Origin of the sequence: Micromonospora sp. NPDC049081 (assembly GCF_040648835.1) — a bacterium.
In the GTDB taxonomy this organism is placed as follows: Bacteria; Actinomycetota; Actinomycetes; order Mycobacteriales; family Micromonosporaceae; genus Micromonospora; species Micromonospora antibiotica.
This window is the reverse complement of sequence record NZ_JBEZEK010000007.1, coordinates 56,450-80,216: the sequence shown is the minus strand read 5'-3', so window position 1 is coordinate 80,216 and position 23,767 is coordinate 56,450. Positions and strand designations below refer to the sequence as shown.

Sequence of the window (23,767 nt, the reverse complement as noted above, 5' to 3'; positions counted from 1 at the left end):
GTCCCCGGCCGGTGGCGTGGCAGGCTGGGTCCGTGTACCGGGAACGGCCTGCCGAGGTGATCGCCGGCGCGGTGCTATGGGCGAGCGAGAGTCGACCGGATGCCGCGCCGACGCGGGTGCTGCCCGATGGCTGCCTGGACCTGCTCTGGTCGAGCCGGGCGGGCCTGCTGGTCGCCGGGCCGGACCGCACGGCCTACCTGAGCCTGTCCCGGCAGGGGGAGCGGTGGCGTGGTGTCCGGCTACCGCCCGGGCTGGGCCCGGCCGTCTTCGGTGTCCCCGCCGACGAGTTGCGCGACCGGCGGGTGCCCCTCGACGCCCTCTGGGGGCGGACCGCGCTCCGGCTCGCCGACCAACTCGGCGCGTCGCCCACCGCGGCCGACCTGGCCACGGTGGCGGCCGACCGGCTCGCCCGGGTGGGCGGCGCGGACCCGCTGGGCCCCCGGGTGGCCGCCCTGCTCGCCGCCGGCGCCACGGTCACCGCGACCGCCGCCGAGGTCGGCCTCGGCCCACGCGCCCTGCACCGACGCAGTCAGGCCCTCTTCGGGTACGGCCCGAAGACCCTCGCCCGCATCCTGCGGCTGCGCCGCGCCCTCGCCCTGGCAGGTCGCGGGGTCGGCCTGGCCGAGGTGGCTGCCCGTGCCGGCTACGCCGACCAGGCCCACTTCACCCGCGACGCCCGGGACCTGGCCGGAGTCACACCGACCACCCTGCTCGCCCGGTGACCCCGCCCCGTCGGCAGTGGTGCCCCTTGACCCGCGCTGCCCGTCACCCGGTAGTGCCCGTCGCCAGGGCGTTGCCTGACGCTGCCTGTTGCCCGGTAGTGCCCGTTGCCGGGGTGTGCCTGGTGTTGACCGTTGCCCGGTAGTGCCCGTTGCCGTTGGTCTGCGCTGCCCGTCATCCGGTGCCTCGGCGGCCGTGGGCGGCTTCGTCGACATCGGCGCGACGATGGACGGGGTGTCGGTCGTCAGTCACGTCGTGGTCGCCGGGTGCTGGATGCTGGGTGCTGGGCAAGCGTGGCCGGGCGATGGCCCGGAAGTCCGTTGCGGAAGGGCCGCCAGCGGACGCCGGGCCACGGCGGGCATCATCGGGCTGATCGAGACGATTCCGGTGCTCCGGCCGGCGCACTGAGCGCCGGACCGTCGCCCGTTCGTCGCCCGCCGGACCGCTGCCCGGACCGGCGGACAGCCCGGCTGACCATGTGCTGTCCGGGCCCTTTCGAGCTGATGACCCAAACGACTCACCACCCTGCCTCCGCCCTGGTCGTCCGGAGTCCTCGTCGGTCACCACCATGCTTTCCGCCCTGGTCGTCCGGAATCCTCGCCAGTTTCTCCAGGACCTTCCACGCCCGCCGGTCGGCGTCGGCGTCGGAGGGGAGGGCTGATGACGCCACCGACCGACGGTGTCGGCTCGGGGATGAGAGGGTGGCGGGCCGGTTCTGTCCTCGTTCTCCCCGCTCCGCCTGCCCGAACCGGCCCGGCAGCGGCGTAGTCGGTGGGCGGGCCGGTCGAGCTGACCGAACCGGCCCGGCAGCGGCGTAGTCGGTGGGCGGGCCGGTCGAGTGAATCGTTGACGTCATCAGCTCGAAAGGACCCGAACAGCACCACGCCTGGTCCCGCTCCCGGCAGGATCCTGCATCCGGGTGGCGTCCCGGGCAGTGTGGCGCGGGGGCGCGGGCTGTGGTGGTGCGGGGGAGTGGCCGTGCGGGCTGTGGTGGTGCGGGGGAGTGGCCGCTCAGGCTGTGGTGGAGCGGGAAAATGGCCGCGCGGGCTGTGGTGGTGCGCGGGAGTGGCCGTGTGGGCTGTGGTGGTGCGGGGGATGTGGCGGGGCAGGCGGTGGCCGCGCGTGGCGGTGGCCCTGTGGGGCGGTGGCCCTGTGGGGCGGTGGCGCGGGCAGTGGTGGCGTGAGCCGGGTCTTCTCGGTTTCGGTTACCACGCCGTCCGGCCGGCAGCAGGTGGGAATGCCGGCAAATCCGTGGCCGCCGTGGTCAGCTCGGGTCGAGCGGGGCGAAGAGGTCGACGCCGTTGCCGTCCGGGTCGTGCAGGACGGCGTACCGCTGGCCCCAGAAGGCGTCCCAGGGGGCGATCTCGCCGTGGAAGCCCGCGTCGGTCAGCGCGGTCCAGTACCGGTCCACCTCGGCCGGGTCGGCGCAGCGGAAGGCGAGGCTGGCGCGCGGGCTGCCGCTGGGTGGCGTCCAGTCGGGGTGGAAGCCGCGCAGCATCGTCACGGTGTCCCAGGCCAGCCGCAGCCCACCCGGCAGGGTGACCTCGACGTGGTCCTCGTGGTCGGCGTCGGCGGGGATGTCGAGCCCGAGCCGGCGGTAGAAGTCCAGGGTGCGGGCCATGTCGTTGACCGCGGTGCCGATGAGATCGAAGCGGGGCGTCATGGGTCCAGGTTAGGTCGGTGCCCGACCCGGGGTCTTGAACGGAACGGACCGAGGAAACCACGTGCCCCTCGCGCGGGACCGGACGACGGCCGGGACGGACTACCGGCCCGGCCTGATCCATGTGCCCCTCGCGCGGGGACCGGACGACGTACGGTGTCAGGGGAGAAAACCGCCTTTCAGGTTCAAATGCCTCGTAACGGCGTGCCTGTCGGCGGTCCATGACGGCGAGGGAAGGGAGCGGCCGATGATGCACCTGGCCTACCTGGACGCGGGATCCGGCAGTCTGATCGTGCAGGCGGTGGTCGGCGGAACAGCGGGCGCAGCGGTCGCCGCCAAGCTCTACTGGCGGCGGGTGGCGGCCCGCTTCCGTCGCCAGCCCACCGAACCCGTCGAGGCCCGTCCACCCGGCCAACCCGCCGGGCAGGCCGAGGCCAACGCGACCGGGCGGCAACCGGCCGCGACCGGGCGGCACCCCTCCGTACCCGCCGAGGCCACCCGGACCGACCGGCAACCGCGACAGCCCGCCGGCAACTGACGGCCGGCGCACGGATGACCACCGCCGACCTCGGGATCCGGGCCGAACCCGGCTCCTTCCGCGACCCCGCCAACCGGGTCTTCCACCTGGGCGAACAGGTGCTGCGCGGGCTGGGCCCGCAGGGCACCGCCGACTGGCAGGCCCTCGCGGCCAGCGGGTTCTTCGCCGCGCTGCTCGCCGAGGGCAAGGTATGCGCCACCTCGGCGGTGGACCCGGCGACGCTGCCGGACACCGGGTGGACCACGGTGCTGCGGCACGAGCGCATCCCGTTCGTCTCGCACCCGTACGAGTGGTCGTTCGGCATGTTGCGCGACGCCGCCCTGCTGCACCTGGAGATCCTGCGTCGGGCGTTGGAGGCGGGGTTCACCGTCAAGGACGGCTCGGCCTACAACCTCCAGTGGCGGGGGGCCACCCCGGTCTTCATCGACATCGGCTCGTTCACGCCGCTGACCGAGGGCGAGCCGTGGGCCGGCTACCGGCAGTTCTGCCAGACCCTGCTCTATCCGCTGCTGCTCCAGGCCCACCTCGGGGTGGACTTCCAGCCCTGGCTGCGGGCCCGGGTCGACGGCATCACCCCCGATCAGCTCCGACCGTTGTTCCGGGGCGTGCGCCGGCTGCTGCCCGGGGTGCCCACGCACGTGCACCTGCACGGCGCGATGCAGGCCCGCAACGCCGACGCGAGCAGCAGCGCCGTCGCCGCCCAGCTGCGCGACGCGGGCTACTCCCGCCAGCTGGCCCTGGCCACCGTACGACGGTTGACGCGGCTGGTCAGTCGGCTGGACCGTCGGGTGGCCGGCAGCCACTGGGTCGACTACCCGCGCACCTGCGGCTACACCACGGCGGACCGGGCGGCCAAGGAGAGCTTCGTCGAGGCGGCGGTGGCGGCGGGCGGCACCCCCCGGCTGGCGCTCGACCTGGGCGCCAACGACGGCCGGTACGCCCGGATCGCCGCCCGGCACGCCGCCCAGGTGGTCGCCGTCGAGCAGGACCCGGCCGTGGTCGACACCCTCTACCGGGCGCTGCGTGCCGAGGGTGACCGGCGGATCCTGCCGCTGGTGATGGACCTGGCCGACCCGTCACCCGGCGGCGGCTGGCGGGGCGTGGAGCGGGCCGGGTTCGCCGCCCGGGCCCACGCCGACGTGGTGCTCGCCCTCGCCGTCGTGCACCACCTGGCGATCGGCCACAACGTGCCGCTGCCCGAGGTGGTCGACCAGCTGGTCGGGTACGTCCGTCCCGGTGGTCGGCTGGTGGTGGAGTTCGTCGATCCGCAGGACCCGATGGCGCGGCGGCTGCTGGCGAACAAGCCGGCCGGGATCTTCCCCGACTACCGGCGCGACGAGTTCACCCGGCTGCTGACCGCCCACTGCCGGATCGAGCGTCGGTGCGAACTGCCCTCCGGCACCCGGACGCTCTACCAGGTGGTGGTGGGTGACTGAGCCGACCCTCACCCGGACCGAGCCCGTCGCGCCGCCCGCGCCGGATGAGCGGAGCGCGCCGTCCACCCGGCGGGTCGAGCTGCGCCGGGCGGCGGAGCTGGTCGCCCTGGTCGGCCTGGTGGTCACCCAGCCGTTGCTCGACGTGCTCGGGCGCAGCCCCGACTTCTTCCTGTTCCACCGGGCCGGCAGCGGGGACGTGCTCACGCTGGTGGCGTTGGTCGCGGTGGTGCCCGGCCTCGCCGTGGTGCTGCTCGGGGCGGCGACCCGGCTGGCCGGGGCCCGGGTCCGGGCCGGGGCCCACACGGTGCTCGTCGGGCTGCTGCTGGCCGGGCTGGCCGTGCAGGTGGGCCGGCAGGTGACGACGCTGCGGGGCGTACCGCTGGTCATGGTGGCGGTGCTGGCCGGGGCGGCCGGGGCGGTGGCACACCGGCGCTGGTCGCTGCCCGGCCGGGTGTTGCGGGTGGCCGCCGTCGGACCGGTCGTCTTCGTCGGGTTGTTCCTGTTCGCCTCGCCCGCCTCGGCGGTGGTGCTGCCCCGCGCGCACGAGGGTGCCGCCGGGGTCGCCGGCCCGGGCTCGCACCCGCCGGTCGTCATGATCGTCCTGGACGAGTTGCCGCTGGTGTCGCTGCTCGGTCCGGACGGACGGATCGACGCGGCCCGCTACCCGAACTTCGCCGAGCTGGCCGGCGGCTCCACCTGGTACCGCAACGCCACCGGCGTCAGCGGGTGGACGCCGTACGCGTTGCCGGCGATGTTGACCGGCCGCTACCCGTCGACCCCGGCGGCCCCGCACTACTCGCAGTACCCGGACAACCTGTTCACCGCCCTCGGCGGCCTGTACGACATCCGGGCCCAGGAGAGCATCACCCGGCTCTGCCCGCCCAGCCGCTGTGACCAGCCGGTCGCCCCCGAACAGGGGCTCGGCGTGCTGGTGCGGGAGAGCGGGGCGTTGCTGGGCCGCATCGCCGCCCCGGTGGACAGCCGGGTCGACCCGCAGGAGTCCTACCGGGAGCAGACCGCCGCCGAGGTGGGCCTGGACGCCGCCGAACCGGTCCCGGCCGACCCGAAGTTCCGTTGGGACAGCCTGAACGACAACCAGCCGGCCCGGTTCACCGCTTTCCTGGCCGGGCTGCGCCCGTCCGACCGGCCGACCCTGCACTTCCTGCACCTGCTGATGCCGCACGCCCCTTGGGTGTACCTGCCGTCCGGGGCGCGTTACGACGCACCGGACGACCTGCCCAACGACGGCGCGGGTTGGGCGGAACTGGCCCGGGCCCGGCACCTGGCCCAGTTGCGGTACACCGACCGGCTGGTCGGCGAGACGCTGCGCACGCTGCGCGCCTCCGGCCTGTACGACAGGTCGCTGGTCGTGCTCACCGCCGACCACGGGGTGAGTTTCGCCCCGGACTGGCAGGGCCGGGGGATGGGCGCGATCACGCACGCGCCCGGCGAGGTGGCCTGGGTGCCGCTGTTCGTCAAGGAGCCCGGTCAGCGTGCCGGTCGGGTCGACGACCGCAACTGGGAGCACGTGGACCTGCTGCCCACCATCGCCGACGAGGTGCACGTCCGGGTCCCGTGGCGGCTCGACGGCCGGTCCGCGCAGCAGCCGCCCCGGGAGCGTACCGAGAAGTTCTTCTACGACCAGCCCGGTGAGCGGGTGGTCCTTCCCGGCGGGGTGCCGGCCCGTCCCGCGCCGCCCGTCCCGCATCCGCTGGTCGGCACGACGGTGGGGGAGAAGCCGTCGGGTGGTACCGCCTCGGTGGCGCACCTGGGCGCGTTCGACCACGTCGATGCGGGGGCGGGGGAGTTGCCGGCCCTGGTGTGGGGGACCGTGCCCGGGCAGGTGCCCGACGGCACGCTGCTCGCGGTGGCCGTCAACGGCCGCATCGGCGCGGTCGTGCCGGTGGTGCCCCCGGACCGGGGGGGTCGCCGGTTCGCCGCGTTCCTCCCCGACGACCGGCTGTTCCGGGCCGGGGCGAACCGGTTGGACATCTACCGGGTGGGCAGCGGCGGCGATCTGCGTCGATTGACCCTCTCCTAAGCTTTAGTGCAATTTCCTGGCATTTCGCCGCTTTTCTGCGTCCCGTCACCGGTGTCCGGCTCCGGCCGTACCCCCGGGCCCGGCGGGGTTTCCGCGCCGCTGGGTCGGGAATCGGGTGACGCATACCTCACCGCAGAACCACGGGGGGCGGTATCCCCGCGACCGCGATTACGGTAAAAGCGAAGGCAATTCAACGAAGATTCGCCGGCGAAGCGAGGAACCACATGACGGAAGTCAAGCTCGACCACCCCGGTGGGCAGCTTTCGATGCCGGTGCAGGGCGCGGTCGAGGGCCCTGCGGGCATCGGGGTCAGTAAGTTGCTCAAGGAAACCGGGATGACAACATACGACCCCGGTTTCGTGAACACCGCGTCCTGTTCTTCCGCGATCACCTACATCGACGGTGACGCGGGCATCCTGCGGTACCGCGGCTACCCGATCGATCAGCTGGCCGAGAAGTCCTCCTTCCTGGAGGTCTCCTACCTGCTCATCTACGGTGAGCTGCCGACCCAGCAGCAGCTGGGCGAGTTCAGCGAGCGGATCCGGCGGCACTCCCTGCTGCACGAGGAGATGCGCCGGTTCTTCGACGGCTTCCCCCGGGACGCCCACCCGATGGCCGTGCTGTCCTCGGCGGTCAGCGCCATCTCCACCTTCTACCAGGACAGCCTGGACCCGTTCGACTCCGAGCACGTGGAGATGTCCACGGTCCGGCTGATGGCGAAGGTCCCCACCATCGCCTCGTACGCCTACAAGAAGTCCATCGGTCAGCCGCTGCTGTACCCGGACAACTCCCTGGGCTACGTGGAGAACTTCCTGCGGATGAACTTCGGCGTGCCCGCCGAGCCGTACGAGGTCGACCCGGTGGTGGCGCGGGTGCTGGACATGCTGTTCGTCCTGCACGCCGACCACGAGCAGAACTGCTCGACCTCCACCGTCCGGCTGGTCGGCTCCAGCAACGCCAACCTCTTCGCCTCGGTCTCGGCCGGGGTGAACGCCCTGTTCGGCCCGCTGCACGGCGGGGCGAACCAGGCCGTGCTGGAGATGCTGGAAAAGATCGAGGCCGACGGCGGTGACGTCGCGTCCTTCGTCCGCAAGGTCAAGGACAAGCAGGACGGCGTCAAGCTGATGGGCTTCGGGCACCGGGTCTACAAGAACTACGACCCCCGGGCCGCCATCGTCAAGAAGGCCGCCCAGGACGTGCTCGGCCGGATGGCCAAGCCGGACCCGCTGCTGGACATCGCGATGCAGCTGGAGGAGATCGCGCTCGCCGACGACTTCTTCGTGTCCCGCCGGCTCTACCCGAACGTGGACTTCTACACCGGGTTGATCTACAAGGCGATGGGCTTCCCGACCAAGATGTTCACGGTGCTGTTCGCGCTGGGCCGGCTGCCCGGCTGGATCGCCCAGTGGCGCGAGATGATCAGCGACCCGGAGACCAAGATCGGCCGGCCCCGGCAGATCTACACCGGTGCGCCCGAGCGGGAGTTCACCGCGATCTCGCAGCGCTGACCCCGGTCACGACGAAGGCCGCCGACCCCGCTGCGGGTCGGCGGCCTTCTCGCGTACGGGGGCCGGGCATCGGGGCCCGGCAGCCGGCACCGAGCTGCGGTCAGCGCAGGCCGGCGGCGACGAGCAGGTTGCCCGCCGGGATCGGGGCGGTGACCCGGCCGGTGGCCATCCGCTGCTCGGCCCGCTGCGCGGTGAACGCGGCGTCCCCGGCGATCGCGGAGGCGTACGCCGTCGCGGTGCGGGCGGCGATCGCCGACCAGCCGTACTGCTCGTGGACCATGGCGCGGGCCCGGCGGGCGAGCACCCGGGCGCGTTCCCGGTCCGACAGCAGCGCGTGCACGGCCTCGGTGAGGTCGGCCGGGTCCTCCGGGGCGAAGGTCATCCCGGTCACCCCCGGCTCGACGATCTCGGCCAGCCCGCCGGTCTCGGCGACCGCGAGCGGTGCGCCGGCCGCCGCGCCCTCCAGGGCGACCATCCCGAACGGCTCGTAGATGCTGGGCACCGCGAAGCAGTCCGAGGCGGCCATCACGGCCGGCAGGTCGGTGCCGCCGAGGAAACCGGGCATGGCGACCGTGCCGCCCAACCCGAGCCGGCGCACCTCGGCCTCCAGCTCCGCCTTGTACGGCCCGTCGCCGACGATCACCGCGCGCAGGCCGGGGTGCCGCTCGCGCAGCCGGGGCAGGCCGGCGAGCAGGTGCTGGACGCCCTTCTCGTAGACCAGCCGGCCGGCGAAGGTGACCAGCGGCCCGTCCCCGGCGAACCGGGCGCGGGCCGCGGTGACCGCCGAGGTCGGCACCTTCCAGCGGTGCGGCTCGACCCCGTTGGGGACCACGTCGACCCGGGCGGTCGGCACGTCGAACAGCGCGCCCACCTCGTCGCGCATGTACCGGGAGCAGACGATGACCCGACCCGACTCGGCGGCCAGCCACTGCTCGACGCCGTGGATGGTCCGGTTCATCTCCCCCGGCAGCCAGCCCTGGTGCCGGCCGGCCTCGGTGGCGTGGATGGTGGTCACCAGCGGCACGTCCAGGTGGGCGCGCAACGTCATGGCGGTGTGCGCGACCAGCCAGTCGTGGGCGTGGATCACGTCGTACGCGCCGGACTCGGTGGCCCGCAGGGCGGCCCGGGTCAGGGTGTGGTTGAACGCCATCGTCCAGGCCAGCAACGAGTCGGTGGCCAGCGGGAAGGTGACCGGGTCCTCGGCGGCCCGGACGATCCGCACGCCGTCGGCGTACTCCTCCAGCGCCGCGCCCTCGGTGTGCCGGGTGACGACGGTGACCTCGTGCCCGGCGGCGGCCAGGGCCACCGACAGGGCGTGCACGTGCCGGCCGAGCCCGCCCACCAGCACCGGCGGATACTCCCAGGAGAGCATCAGGATGCGCCGGGTGCGCGGGGGCACGCCGGAGCCGCCGCCCTGCTGGGGGAGCTGGGGCCGGAAGGTGGGGGTGGGCCGGCAGGTCCGGTCCACAGCGGTCGCGAGCTGGTCGCTGACCCGCAGGGTGGTCACATCAATCTCCGTCCATGCGCACGCGATCACGCCGGCAGCGGTGACGGCGGGAGGGGGCGGTGGTGGGGGTGGCCGAGGGCCGAGTGGTGACGTGCCCGCGCGGGCGCGTCGCGTCTAGCAAAGGGCATCGGGCGGCTCGGCGCATCTCGAAAGGGCCTATCGTGACGGACGACACCTGACGGTGGGTGATCCCTCGGACGGGTGGAAATCGGGTGCCGTCCGAACGGGTGGATTGGCCGACCCGGCCACGGGGCATCAGTGGCGTGCGCATCGGCCGGTCCCTGACTCGGCAGGTGTGCTCATGATCATGGGCCGAAGGAGCGACATGCAGGTCTGGCCGGGTGAGCGTTATCCCCTGGGCGCCACCTACGACGGGATGGGCACCAACTTCGCGATCTTCTCGGAGGTCGCCGAGAAAATCGAGTTGTGCCTGTTCGACGAGTGGGACACCGGCGCGGAGCGCCGGGTCGAGCTGCGTGAGGTCGACGCGTACGTCTGGCACGCGTACATCCCCGGGATCGAGCCGGGCCAGCGGTACGGCTACCGGGTCCACGGCCCGTACGACCCCGCCAACGGCGTCCGGTGCAACCCGCACAAGCTGCTGCTCGACCCGTACGCCAAGGCGGTCGACGGGGAGGTCAGCTGGGATCCGGCGGTCTACGACTACGAGCTGGGCGGCGACCCGGACCGGATGTCGGAGACCGACTCGGCCCCGTTCATGCCCAAGTCGGTGGTGGTGAACCCGTACTTCGACTGGGGCAACGACCGGCCGCCGCGCACCCCGTACCACCACTCGGTGATCTACGAGGCGCACGTGCGCGGGCTCACCATGCGTCACCCCGGCATCCCGGAGGAGCTGCGCGGCACCTACGCGGCGATCGCCTCCCCGGTGATGATCGACTACTTCCGGCAGCTCGGGGTGACCGCCATCGAGCTGATGCCGGTGCACGAGTTCGTGCACGACCACCGGCTGGCCGACCTCGGCATGCGCAACTACTGGGGTTACAACAGCATCGGCTTCTTCGCCCCGCACCACGGCTACTCCGCGCTGGGCCGCCTCGGCCAGCAGGTGCAGGAGTTCCGGGGCATGGTCAAGGCGCTGCACGCCGCCGGCATCGAGGTCATCCTCGACGTGGTCTACAACCACACCGCCGAGGGCAACCACCTGGGGCCCACGCTGAGCTTCAAGGGCGTCGACGCCCCCAGCTACTACCGGCTGTCCGAAGAGGACCGCCGGTACTTCGTCGACTACACCGGCACCGGCAACAGCCTCAACGTCCGCAGCCCGCACTCCCTCCAGCTGATCATGGATTCGCTGCGGTACTGGGTGACCGAGATGCACGTCGACGGGTTCCGCTTCGACCTCGCCGCCACCCTGGCCCGCGAGTTCTACGAGGTGGACCGGCTGTCCACGTTCTTCGAGGTGGTGCAGCAGGACCCGGTGGTCAGCCAGGTGAAGCTGATCGCCGAGCCGTGGGACGTCGGCCCCGGCGGCTACCAGGTCGGCAACTTCCCACCCCTGTGGACGGAGTGGAACGGCAAGTACCGCGACACGGTGCGGGACTTCTGGCGCGGTGAGCCGGCCACCCTGGCCGAGTTCGCCTCCCGCATCTCCGGCTCGGCCGACCTCTACCAGGACGACGGCCGCCGCCCCTTCCACAGCATCAACTTCGTCACCTGTCACGACGGGTTCACCCTCAACGACCTGGTGTCCTACAATGACAAGCACAACGAGGCCAACGGTGAGGAGAACCGCGACGGCGAGGGCCACAACCGGTCCTGGAACTGCGGCGTCGAGGGGGAGACCGACGACGCCGGCATCACCGCCCTGCGGGCCCGGCAGCGCCGCAACTTCCTGGCCACCCTGATGCTCTCCCAGGGCGTGCCGATGCTCGGCCACGGCGACGAGCTGGGCCGCACCCAGCACGGCAACAACAACGCCTACTGCCAGGACAGCGAGCTGGCCTGGGTGGACTGGGAGCACGCCGACGACGACCTGCTGGCCTTCGTCCGGCGGCTCACCGACTTCCGCAACCGGCACCAGGTGTTCCGCCGCCGCCGGTTCTTCACCGGCCTGCCGGTGGGTGGCCGCAACACCGAGGCGGGGCTGCCGGACCTGGCCTGGTACACCCCCGACGGCCGGGAGATGACCGGCGAGGACTGGGGCAACGACTTCGGCCGCTCGGTGGCCCTGTTCGTCAACGGCGACGGCATCCCCGAACGCGGCCAGTACGGCCAGCGGCACCGGGACTCCTCGTTCCTGCTCTGCTTCAACGCCCACGACGCGCCGCTGGACTTCACCCTGCCCGGTGCGGAGTTCGGGCAACGCTGGGAGTTGGTGATCAGCACCGCGGAACCGGATCCGGAGAAGCCGACGGTGGTCGAGGCGGGCGGCGCGGTCTGCGTGCCGGACCGTTCCCTGGTGGTCCTGGAGAGGACGGTCTGACATGCCCGCGCAGCCCGCACCCGACTCGACGGCGACGGTCGGGTCGACGTACCGCATCCAGGTCCGACCCGGGTTCGACCTGGACACCACCGCCGGGCTGGCCGACTGGCTCGCCGACCTGGGCGTCACCCACCTCTACACCGCGCCGCTGCTCACCGCGACCCCCGGCTCCGCGCACGGCTACGACGTGGTCGACCACCGCGCGGTCAACCCGGAGCTGGGCGGGGAGGCCGGCCGGCAGCGGCTGGTCCGGGCGTTGCGGGCGGCCGGGCTGGGCCTGGTCGTCGACATCGTGCCCAACCACGCCGGGGTCGCCCAACCGGCCGCCAACCCGGCCTGGTGGGACGTGCTGCGCCGGGGCCGGGACTCGGCCTACGCCGACTGGTTCGACGTCGACTGGGAGCGGGGGCGGCTGCTGCTGCCGGTGCTCGCCGACAGCCCCGACGCCCTCGACGACCTCAAGCTGGTCGACGGGGAACTGCGCTACCACGAGCACCGGTTCCCGGTCGCCGACGGCACCGCCGACGGCAGCCCCCGCGACGTGCACGACCGGCAGCACTACGAGCTGGTCTCCTGGCGGCGCGGTGACGCCGAGCTGACGTACCGCCGGTTCTTCGCCGTGTCCGACCTGGCCGGGCTGCGGGTGGAGGACCCGGCGGTCTTCGACGCCACCCACGCCGAGGTGCTGCGCTGGGTGGCCGCCGGTGAGGTCGACGGCATCCGCGTCGACCACCCCGACGGCCTGCGCGACCCGGCCGGCTACCTGACCCGGTTGCGGGCCGCCGCCCCGCACGCCTGGCTGGTGGTGGAGAAGATCCTGGAGTACGGCGAGGAGCTACCGGACTGGCCGGTCGACGGCACCACCGGCTACGACGCGCTGGCCGCGGTCTGCGGGCTGTTCGTCGACGGGCGGGCCGAGGGCGACTTCACCGCCCTCGACGCCCGGCTCACCGGTCATCACACCTCCTGGCAGGACCTCACCCACGCCACCAAGCTGGAAGCCGCCACCCGGCTGCTCGCCGCCGAGTTGGGTCGGCTCGCCTCCCTCGCCCCCGACCTCGACCGGGACGCCACCCGGGCGGCCCTGGCGGAGTTGGCCGCCTGCTTCCCGGTCTACCGGGGCTACCCGCCGCACGGGGCCCGGCACCTGGCCGCCGCCCGCGCCGAGGCGGGTCGCCGCCGGCCCGACCTGACCGCCACCCTGGATGCGGTGACCGCGCTGCTGCGTCGCCCCGAGCACGAGCTGGCCGCCCGGTTCCCGCAGCTCACCGGCGCGGTGATGGCCAAGGGGGTGGAGGACACCGCCTACTACCGGTGGAGCCGGTTCGTCGCGTTGAACGAGGTGGGTGGCTCGCCGGCCCACTTCGGGGTGCCGCCGGCGGAGTTCCACCGGTTCGCCGCCGCCCGGCAGGTCCGCTGGCCGACCAGCATGACCACGCTGTCCACCCACGACACCAAGCGCGGCGAGGACGTCCGGGCCCGGCTGGCCGTACTCGCCGAGCTGCCGGCCCGTTGGGCGGAGCAGGTGGGCGACTGGATGGCCCGTGCGCCGCTGGCCGATCCGGCCTTCGCCCACCTGCTGTGGCAGACCGCCGTGGGCGCCTGGCCGATCGACCGGGAGCGGCTGCACGCGTACGTGGAGAAGGCCGCCCGGGAGGCGTCGACGTCCACCAGCTGGGCCGACCCCGACCCGACCTTCGAACACGACCTGCACGCCCTGGTCGACCGGCTGTACGACGACCCGCTGCTGCACGACGAGATCAGCGCGTTCGCCGCCGAGCTGACGCCGGCCGGCTGGTCCAACGCGCTGGGCCAGAAGCTGGTCCAGCTGGCCATGCCGGGGGTGCCCGACACCTACCAGGGCACCGAGTTGTGGGAGAACTCGCTGGTCGACCCGGACAACCGTCGCCCGGTCGACTTCGCCGTACGCCAGGAGCTGCTGGCCCGGCTCGACGCCGGCCGGCAACCGGCGGTGGCCGCCGACGGCGCGGCCAAGCTGCTGGTGGTCTCCCGCACGCTGCGGTTGCGCCGTGACCACCCGGAGCTGTTCGCCGGCTACCGGCCGGTGGCCGCGCACGGGCCGGCCGCCGCCCACGTGGTCGCCTTCGACCGGGGTGGCGTGATCGCGGTGGCGACCCGGCTGCCGGTGGGGCTGGCCCGCGACGGCGGCTGGCGTGACACCCGCCTGTCGATGCCCGGCAACAGTGTTACCGACGTGTTCACCGGACGGGTCTACAGTGGTTCTGAGCTGCTCCTTCATGATCTGCTGAGCACCTACCCCGTCGCGCTCCTCGCGCCCACCGCCCTGCTGGCTCCCACCGACCCCGTGGAGGCTGCCGCATGACCGAGTTCACCGTCTGGGCGCCCGACGTCGCCCGGGTCCGGCTGCACCTGCCCGGCGTCGCCGACCACGACATGCGGGCGGGGCCGGACGGCTGGTGGCGGGTCGAGGTGCCCGCCGCCGGCCCCGGCACCGACTACGCGTTCCTGCTCGACGACGACGACACCCCGCTGCCCGATCCGCGGTCGGCCTGGCAGCCGACCGGGGTGCACGGGCCGAGCCGACGCTACGACCACGCCGCCTTCGCCTGGACCGACCAGGGCTGGCCCGGCCGGCAACTGCCCGGCAGCATCCTCTACGAGCTGCACGTCGGCACGTTCACCCCGGAGGGCACCTTCGACGCGGCGATCGACCGCCTCGACCACCTGGTCGACCTCGGCGTCGACCTGATCGAGTTGCTGCCGGTGAACGCCTTCAACGGCGAACACAACTGGGGCTACGACGGGGTGTGCTGGTTTGCCCCGCACCAGCCCTACGGTGGGCCGGACGGGCTGAAACGCCTGGTCGACGCCGCCCACGCCAGGGGGCTGGGGGTGATCCTCGACGTCGTCTACAACCATTTCGGGCCCTCCGGGGCCTACGCGCCGAGGTTCGCGCCCTACCTGACCGAGCAGGACAACTCCTGGGGCCGCACGGTCAACCTGGACGGCCCGCACTCCGACGGGGTGCGCCGCTACATCGTCGACTCGGTGCTGATGTGGCTGAGCGACTACCACGTCGACGGCCTGCGGCTGGACGCCGTGCACGCGATGCCCGACACCCGCGCGGTGCACATCCTGGAGCAGGTGGCGGTCGAGGTGGAGGCGCTCGCCACCCACCTGGGCCGGCCGCTGTCGCTGATCGCCGAATCCGACCTCAACGACCCCCGGCTGATCACCGCCCGGGAGGCGGGCGGCTACGGCCTGCACGCGCAGTGGAACGACGACGCCCACCACGCCCTGCACACCCTGCTCACCGGGGAGCGGCAGGGCTACTACGGCGACTTCGGCTCGCTGGAGTGCCTGACCGACGTGCTGACCGGCGCGTTCTTCCACGCCGGCACCTGGTCCAGCTTCCGCAACCGCAGCCACGGCCGGCCGGTGGACCGGCACGCCACCCCCGGGCACCGGTTCGTGGCGTACCTGCAGAACCACGACCAGATCGGCAACCGGGCCACCGGCGACCGGATCTCCGCCGGCCTGTCGCCCGCGCTGCTGCGGGTCGGGGCGATGCTGCTGCTGACCGCGCCGTTCACCCCGATGCTGTTCATGGGGGAGGAGTGGGCGGCCAGCACGCCGTGGCAGTTCTTCACCAGCCATCCGGAGCCGGAGCTGGCGGCGGCGGTCGCGACCGGCCGGCGGCGGGAGTTCGCCGCGCACGGCTGGCCGCCGGGTGACGTGCCCGACCCGCAGGACCCGCAGACCTTCCTACGCTCCCGCCTGGACTGGGCCGAGCTGGACAAACCCGAACACCGCGAGATGTACGACTTCTACCGGCGGCTGATCGCCCTCCGCAAGAGCCGGCCCGACCTGGCCGACCCCCGCCTGCACCAGGTGGAGGTACGCCACGGCGACGAGTTCCTGGTGGTCCGCCGGGGCGGATGCCTGGTGGTGGCGAACCTCGCCGGTCGCCGCCAGCGGGTCACCCTGCCCGGGGTGGCCCGTCGGGTGCTGCTCACCACGGGGGAGGGCGTCACGGTGATGCGCGACCGGGTGGAGTTGCCGGCGGAGACGGCGGCGATCGTTGCGCTCTGAGCGCAACGCCCGTCGCCGCACGGTCTGCGGCTTTGGTTCGCGCGGTCTGCGGCTTTGGTTCGCGCGGTCCGCGACTGGGTTCGCGCCGGTCCCCGGTTCTCCGCTTGGTCCCCGGTTCTCCGCTTGGTCCCCGGTTCTCCGCTTGGTCCCCGGTTCTCCGCTCGGTCCGCTTGGTGCGCTCTGTTCCCGGCGCGGGTGCGCCCGGTTCTCGGGCTGACTCGCGCGGTGGGTGGTCACGCTGGGTCACGGTCGCGGCGGGAGCACCATGCGGGTGGAAGGTGTATGCCTGGCTGGCATATTTATGCCTGTGTGGCATAAGCCTGAGTGCACACATGTACTCCCCAGGTCCGACCTCCTGCCCGTCCGCGCGCCGGCGACGAGCCCCGCAGCCTAGGCGGTGTGCTCAGGAGCCTTCGAACAACTTCCCGGTCACGTACGTGCCCTTGCCCTGTCGCCCCTGAAGCTCCCCGGTGATCTGGAGATGCTCGATCGCCCGCCGCACCGTGCCAACTGAGCAGTCGTACTGCTGGGCAAGTGACGCCGGGGAGGCGGTCCACCGGCACGAACAGGTGATCCGTCGGGAGGGCTGGCGGCTCCTGCCGGCCGAGTACCGGGCTGCCTACCTGGTCGACGCCGCGCGGGCGTACCTCCAGGTCGGCGACCTGTTCGGGGCCGGTCGGGTGCTTGTCGACGCGGACGGCATCGCGCCGGCCGAGGTGCGGTGCCGCCCGGTGGCCCGTACGGTCATCGCCGAGCTGGCCCGGGGGCGGCCGTCGGGGGCCGGCGTCGCGCGACTGGCCACGCTGGTCGGCCTCACCACCCGGTGACCGGGGCTGCCCGCGGTGGTGGCCCGACCGGTCCGACCGGCCGGACCACCCTCCGGAAACCGGCGGTTACAGGGTGACCTGCCGGCCGCCGAGGGTCACCACGAGCCGCCCGTCGGCGGCGAAGGACCAACCGATGGCCCCGGTGTACGACGCGCAGCGGGAGCCGTTGCTGCCGTTCCAGAACTGGTTGGAGCTGTCGCTGTTGCCGACGATCTTGTCGTTGGACCCGCTGCCGCTGCGGCACGAGGTGTTGTTCCGGAACACCGAGCTGCCGCCGTCGAACGAGAAGTTGCGCTCGGTGTTGTCGATGCCCAGGTTGTTGGAGATCGACATCGAGCCGAGGTTGCGGTTGTAGGTGAAGCCGTGCTTGCCGTTGCGGTAGGCGATGGTCCGCCGTACGACGTGGTTGACGCCGATGTCCTCGCCGCCGAGCTTGAAGCCGTTGCGGTCACCGTTGCCGTTCTGCGTGCCGTTGCTGAGCGTGCCGTTGTTGTAGGCGAGCGAGTCCTCGATGGTGACCACGCCGATCGGGCCGGTGTCGGTCTTGGTGTAGAGGTCCCACCCGTCGTCGATGTTGTTGTGCGACACCGCGTACCGGAAAATGTTGCCGCTGCCCACGGTGAGCTTGGCGGCGAAGCCGTCGGCGTCCTCCCCGTCGGAGTCGGCGTTGTCGTGCGACTCGGCGCTGAGCACCAGGTTGTTGGCGGGCCACTGGTCGCGCGGGGTGCTGGAGGCGATCCGGGAGAGTTGCAATCCGCTGTCGCGGTTGAAGCGGGTGACCGTGCGTTCGATGATGTTGTTGCTGCCGCCCACGAAGATCCCGTTGTCGCCGGCCCGCTCGACGACGAGGCCCTGGACGTGCCAGTACGACCCGTTCAGCGCCAGCCCCCGGTTGGCCGGGTCCTCGCTCATCGCCGAGAAGTTCAGCACCGGCTTCTCACCCGGGTAGGCGAACAGCTTCTTGCGGGCGCTGGCGGTGCCGTTGTTGCCCGGTTCGATGGTCACGGTCTGCGCCAGGTTGTACGTCCCGGCGCGGACGTAGATCGTCCCGCCGGCGGTGACCCGGGTGATGGCCGAGGCGAGCGTGGTCGGGTTCGTCTGGGTGCCGGCCGCACCGGCGCTGCCGTTCGGTGCCACGTACAGCGTGCTGCCCGACGGCGGGGGTGTCGTGGGCGGTGGGGTGGTCGGCGGCGGCGTGGTCGGCGGGGGTGTCGTGGGTGGGGGTGTGGTGGGCGGGGGTGTCGTCGGGGGCGCGGTGGTGGGGGTGCCGGTGGTGGGGGTGACGCCGCCGGTGCAGGCCACCCCGTTGACCGCGAAGTTCGTCGGGACCGGGTTGCTGCCGGTCCAGGTGCCGTTGAAACCGAACGAGACCGTGCCGTTGGTGGCGACCGCCCCGTTGTAACCGGCGTTCGCGGCGCTGACCGTGCTGCCGCTCTGGCTGAACGTGGCGTTCCACCCCTGGTCGACGCGCTGCCCGGCACCGAACGTCCAGGTGGTCGTCCAGGCGCTGAGCGGGTCGCCCAGGTTGGTGAGGTTGACGCTCGCGGTGAAACCGCCGGACCACTGGGTGGACACCGTGTAGTCGACCCGGCAACCGGCGGCGGCCTGGGCGGCGTTCGCGGTGATCACGACTCCGGTCGCGGTGAGCGTCGTCGCCGCCACTGCGGACATCCACAGTGCCGTCCGACGCTGTCGGTAGATCATGGTCTTCTCCTGGGGGTTGGGGTACGAAGCCCGCCCTGCCCCGGGGCCGCCCCGGGAGGTGGTGGGTCGGCGCGTCAATCGAGGTAAGCGCTTTCCAAGGTGCTGAGCATCGTCTATGCCGTCAATCCGCCCGTCCGCCCCGGCACCCCTCCACCCTGGGGAGGAGGCGGCCTCCGACCGGGGGCCGTGACCGGGGCTTCCGGTCGGGCGCGGCCGGGCCGGCGGCCGGCGAGGCTCGACACATGACTGAACTGATGTCCCGGGCGGCCGGCCGGCACCGCCCCCTGATGGTGCTCAGCGTGGCGGCGGCGGTGCTCGCCGTCGTCACCGCCGTCGGTGTGGTCGTCGACGGGCGGGTGCTCACCGGCGTGCCGATCTGGCTCAAGCCGTTCAAGTTCTCGGTGTCCTTCGCGCTCTACGCCGCCACCCTCGCCTGGATGCTGGCGCAACTGCCGCGCCGCAGCCGGCTCGCCGAGTGGTCGGCCGGCGTGGTGGTGGCGACGGCCCTGGTCGAGATGGTGGTGATCGTCGGGCAGGTGCTGCGCGGCACGACCAGCCACTACAACCAGACCACCCCGCTCAACGCCGCGCTCTGGCAGGTGATGGGAATAGCGATCATGGTGTTGTTCGCCGCGCACCTGATCGTCGCGGTGGTGCTGCTGGTACGGCGGCCCACCGACCGGGCCACCACCTGGGCGGTGGCTCTGGGGCTCGGCCTGTCCGCGCTGGGGATGCTGGCGGCGTTCCCGATGGTGGCCCAGGACCGGGCCGGGCCGGACGGGATCGCCGGGGCGCACAGCGTGGGCGTGCCGGACGGCGGGCCGGGCCTGCCGATCGTCGGGTGGAGCACCACCGGGGGCGACCTGCGGATCGGGCACTTCGTGGGGCTGCACGCCATGCAGGCGCTACCGATCCTGGCCTACCTGCTGCGCCGCTACCTGGGTCACTGGCTCGACGAGCGGAGCCGGGTCCGGCTGCTGGTCGTCGCGGGGGCCGGGTACGGCGTACTCACCGTGCTGTTGACCTGGCAGGCGCTGCGCGGGCAGCCGCTGCTGCGGCCGGACCTGGCCACCCTCACCGCGCTCGCCGCCCTGGCCGCGGCGACCACGGTCACCGCGGTGGCGGTGGTGGCCCGGCGACGTCGCCCGGAACTGGCGCTGGCCGCGTGACCGCCACCTGGTTCACGCTGACCTTCGCGCTGGCCGCACCGTTCTGGGCGCTGATGATCCTGCTACCGGGCTGGTCGTGGACCATCCGGATCATCCGGTCGCCGCTGATCGTCCTGCCGGTCCTGGCGATCTACGCGGTGCTGGTGCTCCCGGCGCTCGGCGCGGTGCTCCCGGTGGTGACCTCACCGACCCTGACCGGGGTACGGGACCTGTTCGGCACCGACGTCGGCGCGGCGGCAGCCTGGGCGCACCTGATCGGGTTCGACCTGTTCGTCGGCCGGTGGGCGTGGCTCGACAGCCGGGACCGTGCCGTGCCGGCGCTGGTCATGGCCCCGGTGCTGGTGGCGACGATCCTGCTGGGCCCCCTCGGCCTGGCCGGTTACCTGGTGCTGCGGACCCGCTGGGCCCACCCGAGCGGGGCAGCTGCCGCTCCCACCCCCCGATCCGTAGGCTGACCCCGTGGGTTGGGTCGGGCGACTGTTCGACGCACGGGACACTCTCGTGCGGATGCTGCTGCTCGATCTCAGTGGCCTCGGCTACCTTGTCTTCGGCACGCAGGCCGGTAAGCCGCCCACCGACGCCCAGTGGGCGCTGGCGGTGGTCGCGTTCGCCGTCGCGTTGCTCGCACACCGCCGGCCCCTGGTGAACCTGACGGTGCAGACCGGACTGCTGGTGGTCGCGGTCGTGGCCCTCGACGACACCACCATCAACCAGGTCGGGGCCAGCTGGGCGCTGCTCGAACTGACCATGCGGTCCCGTCGGCCACGTACCGGTTGGCTGGCCGCCGGCGGGCTGGCCGTGGTCACGGCGTTCGGCCCGTCCCCGTCGGGTCACGGGGCCCGGGGCATCGTCGGGACGGTGTTCGGGGTGCTGGTCTACGTCGGGCTGCCGCTGCTGGTCGGCACGGTGGTGCGTACCAACCGCGAACTCGCCCGGCAGGCCGAGGAACGGCTCCGGGCGGAACAGTTGCGACGCGAGTCGGACAACCGGGCGGCCCGCGCCGACGAACGCAGCGCCATCGCCCGCGAGCTGCACGACGTGGTCGCGCACCATGTGGCGTCGATGGTGCTGCGTGTCGGTGTCGCCCGGCACGTCCTGACCGACCTCGGCCCCGGGGTGGGCGCGGTCTTCGACGACGTGCACGCGACCGGGACGGCGGCGTTGGCCGACCTGCGGGGGCTGGTCGCGGTGCTGCGTGATCCCGACGGGGCGCACGGGGACGCGGCACTGATCTCGATCGAGCCGGCGGCGTTGCCCACCGCGCTCGGCGCGGCGATCGACCGGGCCCGGCAGGCCGGGGTGACGGTGGAGGCGGAGGTCGATCCGGCGGTGGGCGCACTCGACGCGGTACGCGGGCTGGCGGTGCTCCGGTTGACCCAGGAGGCTCTGACGAACGTGGTGAAGCACGCCGGCACGTCCGCGCGGGCGCGGCTGTCGGTGTCGGTCGTCGAGGACGCCGTCCACTGGGAGGTGTCCGACGACGGCCGGGGCTGGGCTCCGGCGGCGGTGCCGCCCGGTGGTGGACACGGTCTCACCGGCATGCGGGAACGCGTGGAGGTCCTCGGTGGGCGGTTGGACGCCGGGCCGGCCGGCACCGGCTGGCGGGTCCGGACCGTGCTGCCTGCCGGTGCGTCCCCCACCGGGGCGTCGCCCGGTGCCGGTGCGTCGCCGGCCGGTGCGGGCGCGCGCCGGGCCGGGTGGGCCGGCCCGGCGTCCCCGCCGCCCGGTTCCGCCGGGCCGTACGCGGCGGGGCCGGCGTGATCCGGGTGCTGCTGGTCGACGACCAGCACCTCATCCGTGCGGGCCTGCGCATGCTCTGCGAGGCACAACCCGACATCGAGGTCGTCGGGGAGGCCGACAACGGCCGCGACGCGGTCACCCTGGCCGCCCGGCTCGTCCCCGACGTCGTGGTGATGGACCTGCGGATGCCCGGTGTCGACGGGATCACCGCGACCGGGCGCATCCTCGCCGACCGGCCCGGCACCCGGGTGCTGGTGTTGACGACGTTCGGCGACGACGACCATCTCTATCCCGCCCTGACCGCCGGTGCCTGCGGGTTCCTGCTCAAGGACGCCCCGCCTGCCGATCTGGTCGACGGGATCCGGCGGGCCGCCGCCGGAGCCAGCCCGTTCAGCGAGGAGGTGCTGCAGCGGTTGGTCGGTCGGGCGGTGCGGGCCCGCGTGCAGCCGCGCACACCGGTGACGGGCCTGACCGCCCGCGAGCGGGACGTCCTCGACCTGGTGGCCGAGGGGCTGTCCAACACCGAGATCGCCGACCGGCTGCACATCGGCGTGACCACCGTCAAGACCCACATCACCAGTCTGATGACCAAGACGGACAGCCCGAACCGGGTTCGCCTGGCGCTGTTCGCCCGGGGCGGCTGACCGCGCCCACCCGGGGGCGGCTGACCGGGGCCCACCGGGGACGGCTGACCGCGCCTACCGGGGGCGGCTGACCGGGCCGCCCGGCTGGGGTGGCTGTCGGTCGGCCCGGCTATCCGGCGCGACGCCGGGGGCGTCCGCGGCGAGGGCTCGGGTGGGAGGTCGGGTGACGGTCGGGGAGTCGGACTCGGTGGCGTTCCAGGTAGCCGTCCGCGCGGTGGCGCAGGAGACCGGCGCGGGCCGGATCGTCGCCCTGCGTGGCCTCGGCGAACTGGTGTCCGGCTGCCCCGGGCTGCGACCCCGGGCGGTCGCGGCTCTCGCCGACGGGCTGCGGGCACCGGTGGGGGCCGACGGGTGGGACGCCGACGCCCGGCGGGAGGCGGGCCGGGTGCTGGCCGCGCTGTTGCGCCCGGCGGCGGAGGCCCCGGCCGGGCCGGCGGACCCGACCGCCGATCCGGAACCGCCGCCCGCCGTCGACCTCGACCTGTGGGGGGCCACCCTGGTGGACCTCGACCTCTCCCGCGCGGTGCTGGGCGCGGCCCGGTTCGCCGACGCCCGGTTCCGCGGGACCACCTCGTTCGCCGACGTCCGGTTCACCGGCGACGCCGACTTCGCCCGCACCGTCTGGTCCGGTCCGGCCCGCTTCACCCGGGCCCGGTTCCTCGGCCACGCCGCATTCGGTCGGGCCCGGTTCCGCGCCGACGCCGACTTCACCGGGGCCCGGTTCGCCGCGTTCGCCTGGTTCGGCCGGGGCGAGGACGAGCTGTGGGAGGACGACCCGGCCTGGGAGACCATCGAGGAGACCTCCCCGGCACCCTGGGACGAGCCGAACGAGGACGACCCGCACTGGCCCGTCGCCGTGCTGATGGGTGACTACCAGGAGTGGAGCGAGGGCGGCGACGGTGCCCGGTTCGTCGGGCCGGTGTCATTCCGGCAGGCCCGCTTCGCCGGTCCGGCCTGGTTCTTCAAGGCGCGGTTCGGGGCCGCCGCGACGTTCCGACGGGCCCGGTTCGGTGGGCCGGTCCACCTCGACCAACCCAGCGTGGACCTCACCGGCGCGACCTGGGCCGGTACGGCCGACGACGGGCCGGTGTGCTGGCCGCTCGGCTGGACGCCGGCACCGGCCGGGCCGGACGGGGCGCAGGTGGTGCCCGACGACGCCGTCCGCCCGTATTCGGGTCAGCTCGCCGACGCCGACCCGGACGTGCGCCGGGCGGGGCTGGCGGTCCTCGCCGACCTGGGTGACGCCCGGCCGGAGCTGCGGCAGCGGGTGGTGGACGCGGTCTGCGGCTACCTGCGTACCCCGCTGCCGTTCGACCTGGCCGGGCCCCGCACCGACGGGCAGGCCGCCGAGCTGGAGCTGCGGCGCACCGCGCAACGGATGCTCGCGGCGCGGCTGCGTCCGTCGACGCCCGCCCCGGACGGGCCGCCGCACTGGCCGGGAACGGACCTCATGCTCTGCGGGGCCACCCTGGTCGACCTCGACCTCGGCGGTTGCCACGTCGGCCACGCCGATTTCACCGGCGCCCAGTTCCACGGCGACACCGGGTTCGCGGGGAGCGTCTTCACCGGGGCGACCTTCCGGCTCGGCGGCGGCGACGGGCAGGCGACGTTCCACGGTCCCGTCAGCTTCGCCGGGGCACGCCTCGACCGCCGACGCAGTGTGCGCGAGGTCCTCGGCGCGGTGGCGGGTCACGCCGGGATGGTGGTCGACGAGACGGCGTCTCCCCCGGGGTGAGCGTCACCGCGCGGCGTC

The 23,767-nt window shown here is 73.3% G+C and carries 19 protein-coding genes; 15 read left to right on the top strand and 4 right to left on the bottom strand.

All coding sequences use genetic code 11. The features are described from left to right. Positions 1-32: 32 nt before the first annotated feature. Positions 33-722 (top strand): helix-turn-helix domain-containing protein, encoded by a 690-nt coding sequence (locus tag AB0B63_RS13130; protein WP_357017817.1) that lies wholly within the window; start codon positions 33-35, stop codon positions 720-722. Positions 723-915: 193 nt separating this feature from the next. Continuing rightward, the gene (locus tag AB0B63_RS13125) at positions 916-1,128 is read left to right on the top strand and encodes a hypothetical protein (RefSeq protein WP_357017814.1); all 213 of its coding nucleotides are present in this window, start codon (positions 916-918) and stop codon (positions 1,126-1,128) included. 856 nt (positions 1,129-1,984) lie between these two features. Here AB0B63_RS13125 and AB0B63_RS13120 read toward each other — a convergent pair. Beyond that, positions 1,985-2,383 (bottom strand): VOC family protein, encoded by a 399-nt coding sequence (locus AB0B63_RS13120; protein ID WP_208566331.1) that lies wholly within the window; start codon positions 2,381-2,383, stop codon positions 1,985-1,987. A gap of 244 nt (positions 2,384-2,627) precedes the next feature. Between AB0B63_RS13120 and AB0B63_RS13115 the strand changes: the two genes are divergently transcribed. The 4 genes from AB0B63_RS13115 (at position 2,628) to AB0B63_RS13100 (ending at position 7,903) form a co-directional block, all read left to right on the top strand. Beyond that, complete coding sequence (locus AB0B63_RS13115; RefSeq protein ID WP_357018201.1) at positions 2,628-2,918, top strand: hypothetical protein; 291 nt, start codon at positions 2,628-2,630, stop codon at positions 2,916-2,918. Between the two features lie 14 nt (positions 2,919-2,932). Further along, complete coding sequence (locus tag AB0B63_RS13110) at positions 2,933-4,354, top strand: methyltransferase (protein WP_357017809.1); 1,422 nt, start codon at positions 2,933-2,935, stop codon at positions 4,352-4,354. Continuing rightward, the gene (locus AB0B63_RS13105) at positions 4,347-6,395 is read left to right on the top strand and encodes a sulfatase-like hydrolase/transferase (RefSeq protein ID WP_357017806.1); all 2,049 of its coding nucleotides are present in this window, start codon (positions 4,347-4,349) and stop codon (positions 6,393-6,395) included. Before AB0B63_RS13110 ends, AB0B63_RS13105 begins: the two co-directional genes overlap by 8 nt. Positions 6,396-6,619: 224 nt before the next feature. Then, on the top strand, positions 6,620-7,903 hold the full coding sequence (locus AB0B63_RS13100) for a citrate synthase (protein ID WP_208566328.1): 1,284 nt from the start codon (positions 6,620-6,622) through the stop codon (positions 7,901-7,903). A gap of 100 nt (positions 7,904-8,003) precedes the next feature. Here AB0B63_RS13100 and AB0B63_RS13095 read toward each other — a convergent pair whose 3' ends face one another. Then, positions 8,004-9,410, bottom strand: a complete 1,407-nt coding sequence (locus tag AB0B63_RS13095; protein ID WP_357017803.1) for a glycosyltransferase family 4 protein — start codon at positions 9,408-9,410, stop codon at positions 8,004-8,006. A 325-nt stretch (positions 9,411-9,735) separates the two neighbouring features. Between AB0B63_RS13095 and glgX the strand changes: the two genes are divergently transcribed. Genes glgX through treZ form a run of 3 tightly spaced genes read left to right on the top strand, consistent with a single transcriptional unit; the run spans position 9,736 to position 15,930 of the window. Continuing rightward, positions 9,736-11,856 carry a glycogen debranching protein GlgX gene (glgX, locus tag AB0B63_RS13090; RefSeq protein WP_357017800.1) on the top strand — a complete coding sequence of 707 codons (2,121 nt, stop codon included), beginning with the start codon at positions 9,736-9,738 and terminating at the stop codon, positions 11,854-11,856. A 1-nt stretch (position 11,857) separates the two neighbouring features. Continuing rightward, on the top strand, positions 11,858-14,200 hold the full coding sequence (treY, locus tag AB0B63_RS13085) for a malto-oligosyltrehalose synthase (protein ID WP_357017797.1): 2,343 nt from the start codon (positions 11,858-11,860) through the stop codon (positions 14,198-14,200). Continuing rightward, positions 14,197-15,930 (top strand): malto-oligosyltrehalose trehalohydrolase, encoded by a 1,734-nt coding sequence (gene treZ, locus AB0B63_RS13080; RefSeq protein WP_357017794.1) that lies wholly within the window; start codon positions 14,197-14,199, stop codon positions 15,928-15,930. Before treY ends, treZ begins: the two co-directional genes overlap by 4 nt. A 403-nt stretch (positions 15,931-16,333) precedes the next feature. On the opposite strand, the gene AB0B63_RS13075 is transcribed toward treZ, so the two are convergent. Continuing rightward, complete coding sequence (locus tag AB0B63_RS13075) at positions 16,334-16,432, bottom strand: hypothetical protein (RefSeq protein ID WP_357017791.1); 99 nt, start codon at positions 16,430-16,432, stop codon at positions 16,334-16,336. Position 16,433: 1 nt separating this feature from the next. Here AB0B63_RS13075 and AB0B63_RS13070 point away from each other — a divergent pair, with 1 nt between their 5' ends. Then, positions 16,434-16,757 (top strand): hypothetical protein, encoded by a 324-nt coding sequence (locus AB0B63_RS13070; protein WP_357017788.1) that lies wholly within the window; start codon positions 16,434-16,436, stop codon positions 16,755-16,757. A gap of 66 nt (positions 16,758-16,823) precedes the next feature. Here the strand turns inward: AB0B63_RS13070 and AB0B63_RS13065 are convergent, their stop codons facing one another. After that, the gene (locus tag AB0B63_RS13065; protein ID WP_357017785.1) at positions 16,824-18,461 is read right to left on the bottom strand and encodes a cellulose-binding domain-containing protein; all 1,638 of its coding nucleotides are present in this window, start codon (positions 18,459-18,461) and stop codon (positions 16,824-16,826) included. Between the two features lie 242 nt (positions 18,462-18,703). On the opposite strand from AB0B63_RS13065, the gene AB0B63_RS13060 reads away from it, so the two are divergent. The 5 genes from AB0B63_RS13060 (at position 18,704) to AB0B63_RS13040 (ending at position 23,749) form a co-directional block, all read left to right on the top strand. Further along, the gene (locus AB0B63_RS13060) at positions 18,704-19,630 is read left to right on the top strand and encodes a hypothetical protein (RefSeq protein ID WP_357017782.1); all 927 of its coding nucleotides are present in this window, start codon (positions 18,704-18,706) and stop codon (positions 19,628-19,630) included. Beyond that, positions 19,627-20,085, top strand: coding sequence for an ABA4-like family protein (locus tag AB0B63_RS13055; RefSeq protein WP_357017779.1), 459 nt, complete (start codon positions 19,627-19,629; stop codon positions 20,083-20,085). Before AB0B63_RS13060 ends, AB0B63_RS13055 begins: the two co-directional genes overlap by 4 nt. Positions 20,086-20,137: 52 nt before the next feature. Next, the gene (locus AB0B63_RS13050) at positions 20,138-21,391 is read left to right on the top strand and encodes a histidine kinase (RefSeq protein WP_244251862.1); all 1,254 of its coding nucleotides are present in this window, start codon (positions 20,138-20,140) and stop codon (positions 21,389-21,391) included. Then, positions 21,388-22,014, top strand: a complete 627-nt coding sequence (locus AB0B63_RS13045; protein WP_208566319.1) for a response regulator transcription factor — start codon at positions 21,388-21,390, stop codon at positions 22,012-22,014. Before AB0B63_RS13050 ends, AB0B63_RS13045 begins: the two co-directional genes overlap by 4 nt. A gap of 163 nt (positions 22,015-22,177) precedes the next feature. Next, entirely contained in the window at positions 22,178-23,749 is a 1,572-nt protein-coding gene (locus tag AB0B63_RS13040) for a pentapeptide repeat-containing protein (RefSeq protein ID WP_357017774.1), read from the top strand. Positions 23,750-23,767: the final 18 nt, after the last annotated feature.

Excerpts from the sequence above, each read along its gene's own strand:
- AB0B63_RS13120 (WP_208566331.1), bottom strand. The coding sequence starts at position 2,383 with ATGACGCCCCGCTTCGATCTCATCGGCACCGCGGTCAACGACATGGCC.
- AB0B63_RS13115 (WP_357018201.1), top strand. The coding sequence starts at position 2,628 with ATGATGCACCTGGCCTACCTGGACGCGGGATCCGGCAGTCTGATCGTG.
- AB0B63_RS13110 (WP_357017809.1), top strand. The coding sequence starts at position 2,933 with ATGACCACCGCCGACCTCGGGATCCGGGCCGAACCCGGCTCCTTCCGC.
- AB0B63_RS13100 (WP_208566328.1), top strand. The coding sequence starts at position 6,620 with ATGACGGAAGTCAAGCTCGACCACCCCGGTGGGCAGCTTTCGATGCCG.
- glgX (WP_357017800.1), top strand. The coding sequence starts at position 9,736 with ATGCAGGTCTGGCCGGGTGAGCGTTATCCCCTGGGCGCCACCTACGAC.
- treY (WP_357017797.1), top strand. The coding sequence starts at position 11,858 with ATGCCCGCGCAGCCCGCACCCGACTCGACGGCGACGGTCGGGTCGACG.
- treZ (WP_357017794.1), top strand. The coding sequence starts at position 14,197 with ATGACCGAGTTCACCGTCTGGGCGCCCGACGTCGCCCGGGTCCGGCTG.
- AB0B63_RS13065 (WP_357017785.1), bottom strand. The coding sequence starts at position 18,461 with ATGATCTACCGACAGCGTCGGACGGCACTGTGGATGTCCGCAGTGGCG.
- AB0B63_RS13060 (WP_357017782.1), top strand. The coding sequence starts at position 18,704 with ATGACTGAACTGATGTCCCGGGCGGCCGGCCGGCACCGCCCCCTGATG.
- AB0B63_RS13050 (WP_244251862.1), top strand. The coding sequence starts at position 20,138 with ATGCTGCTGCTCGATCTCAGTGGCCTCGGCTACCTTGTCTTCGGCACG.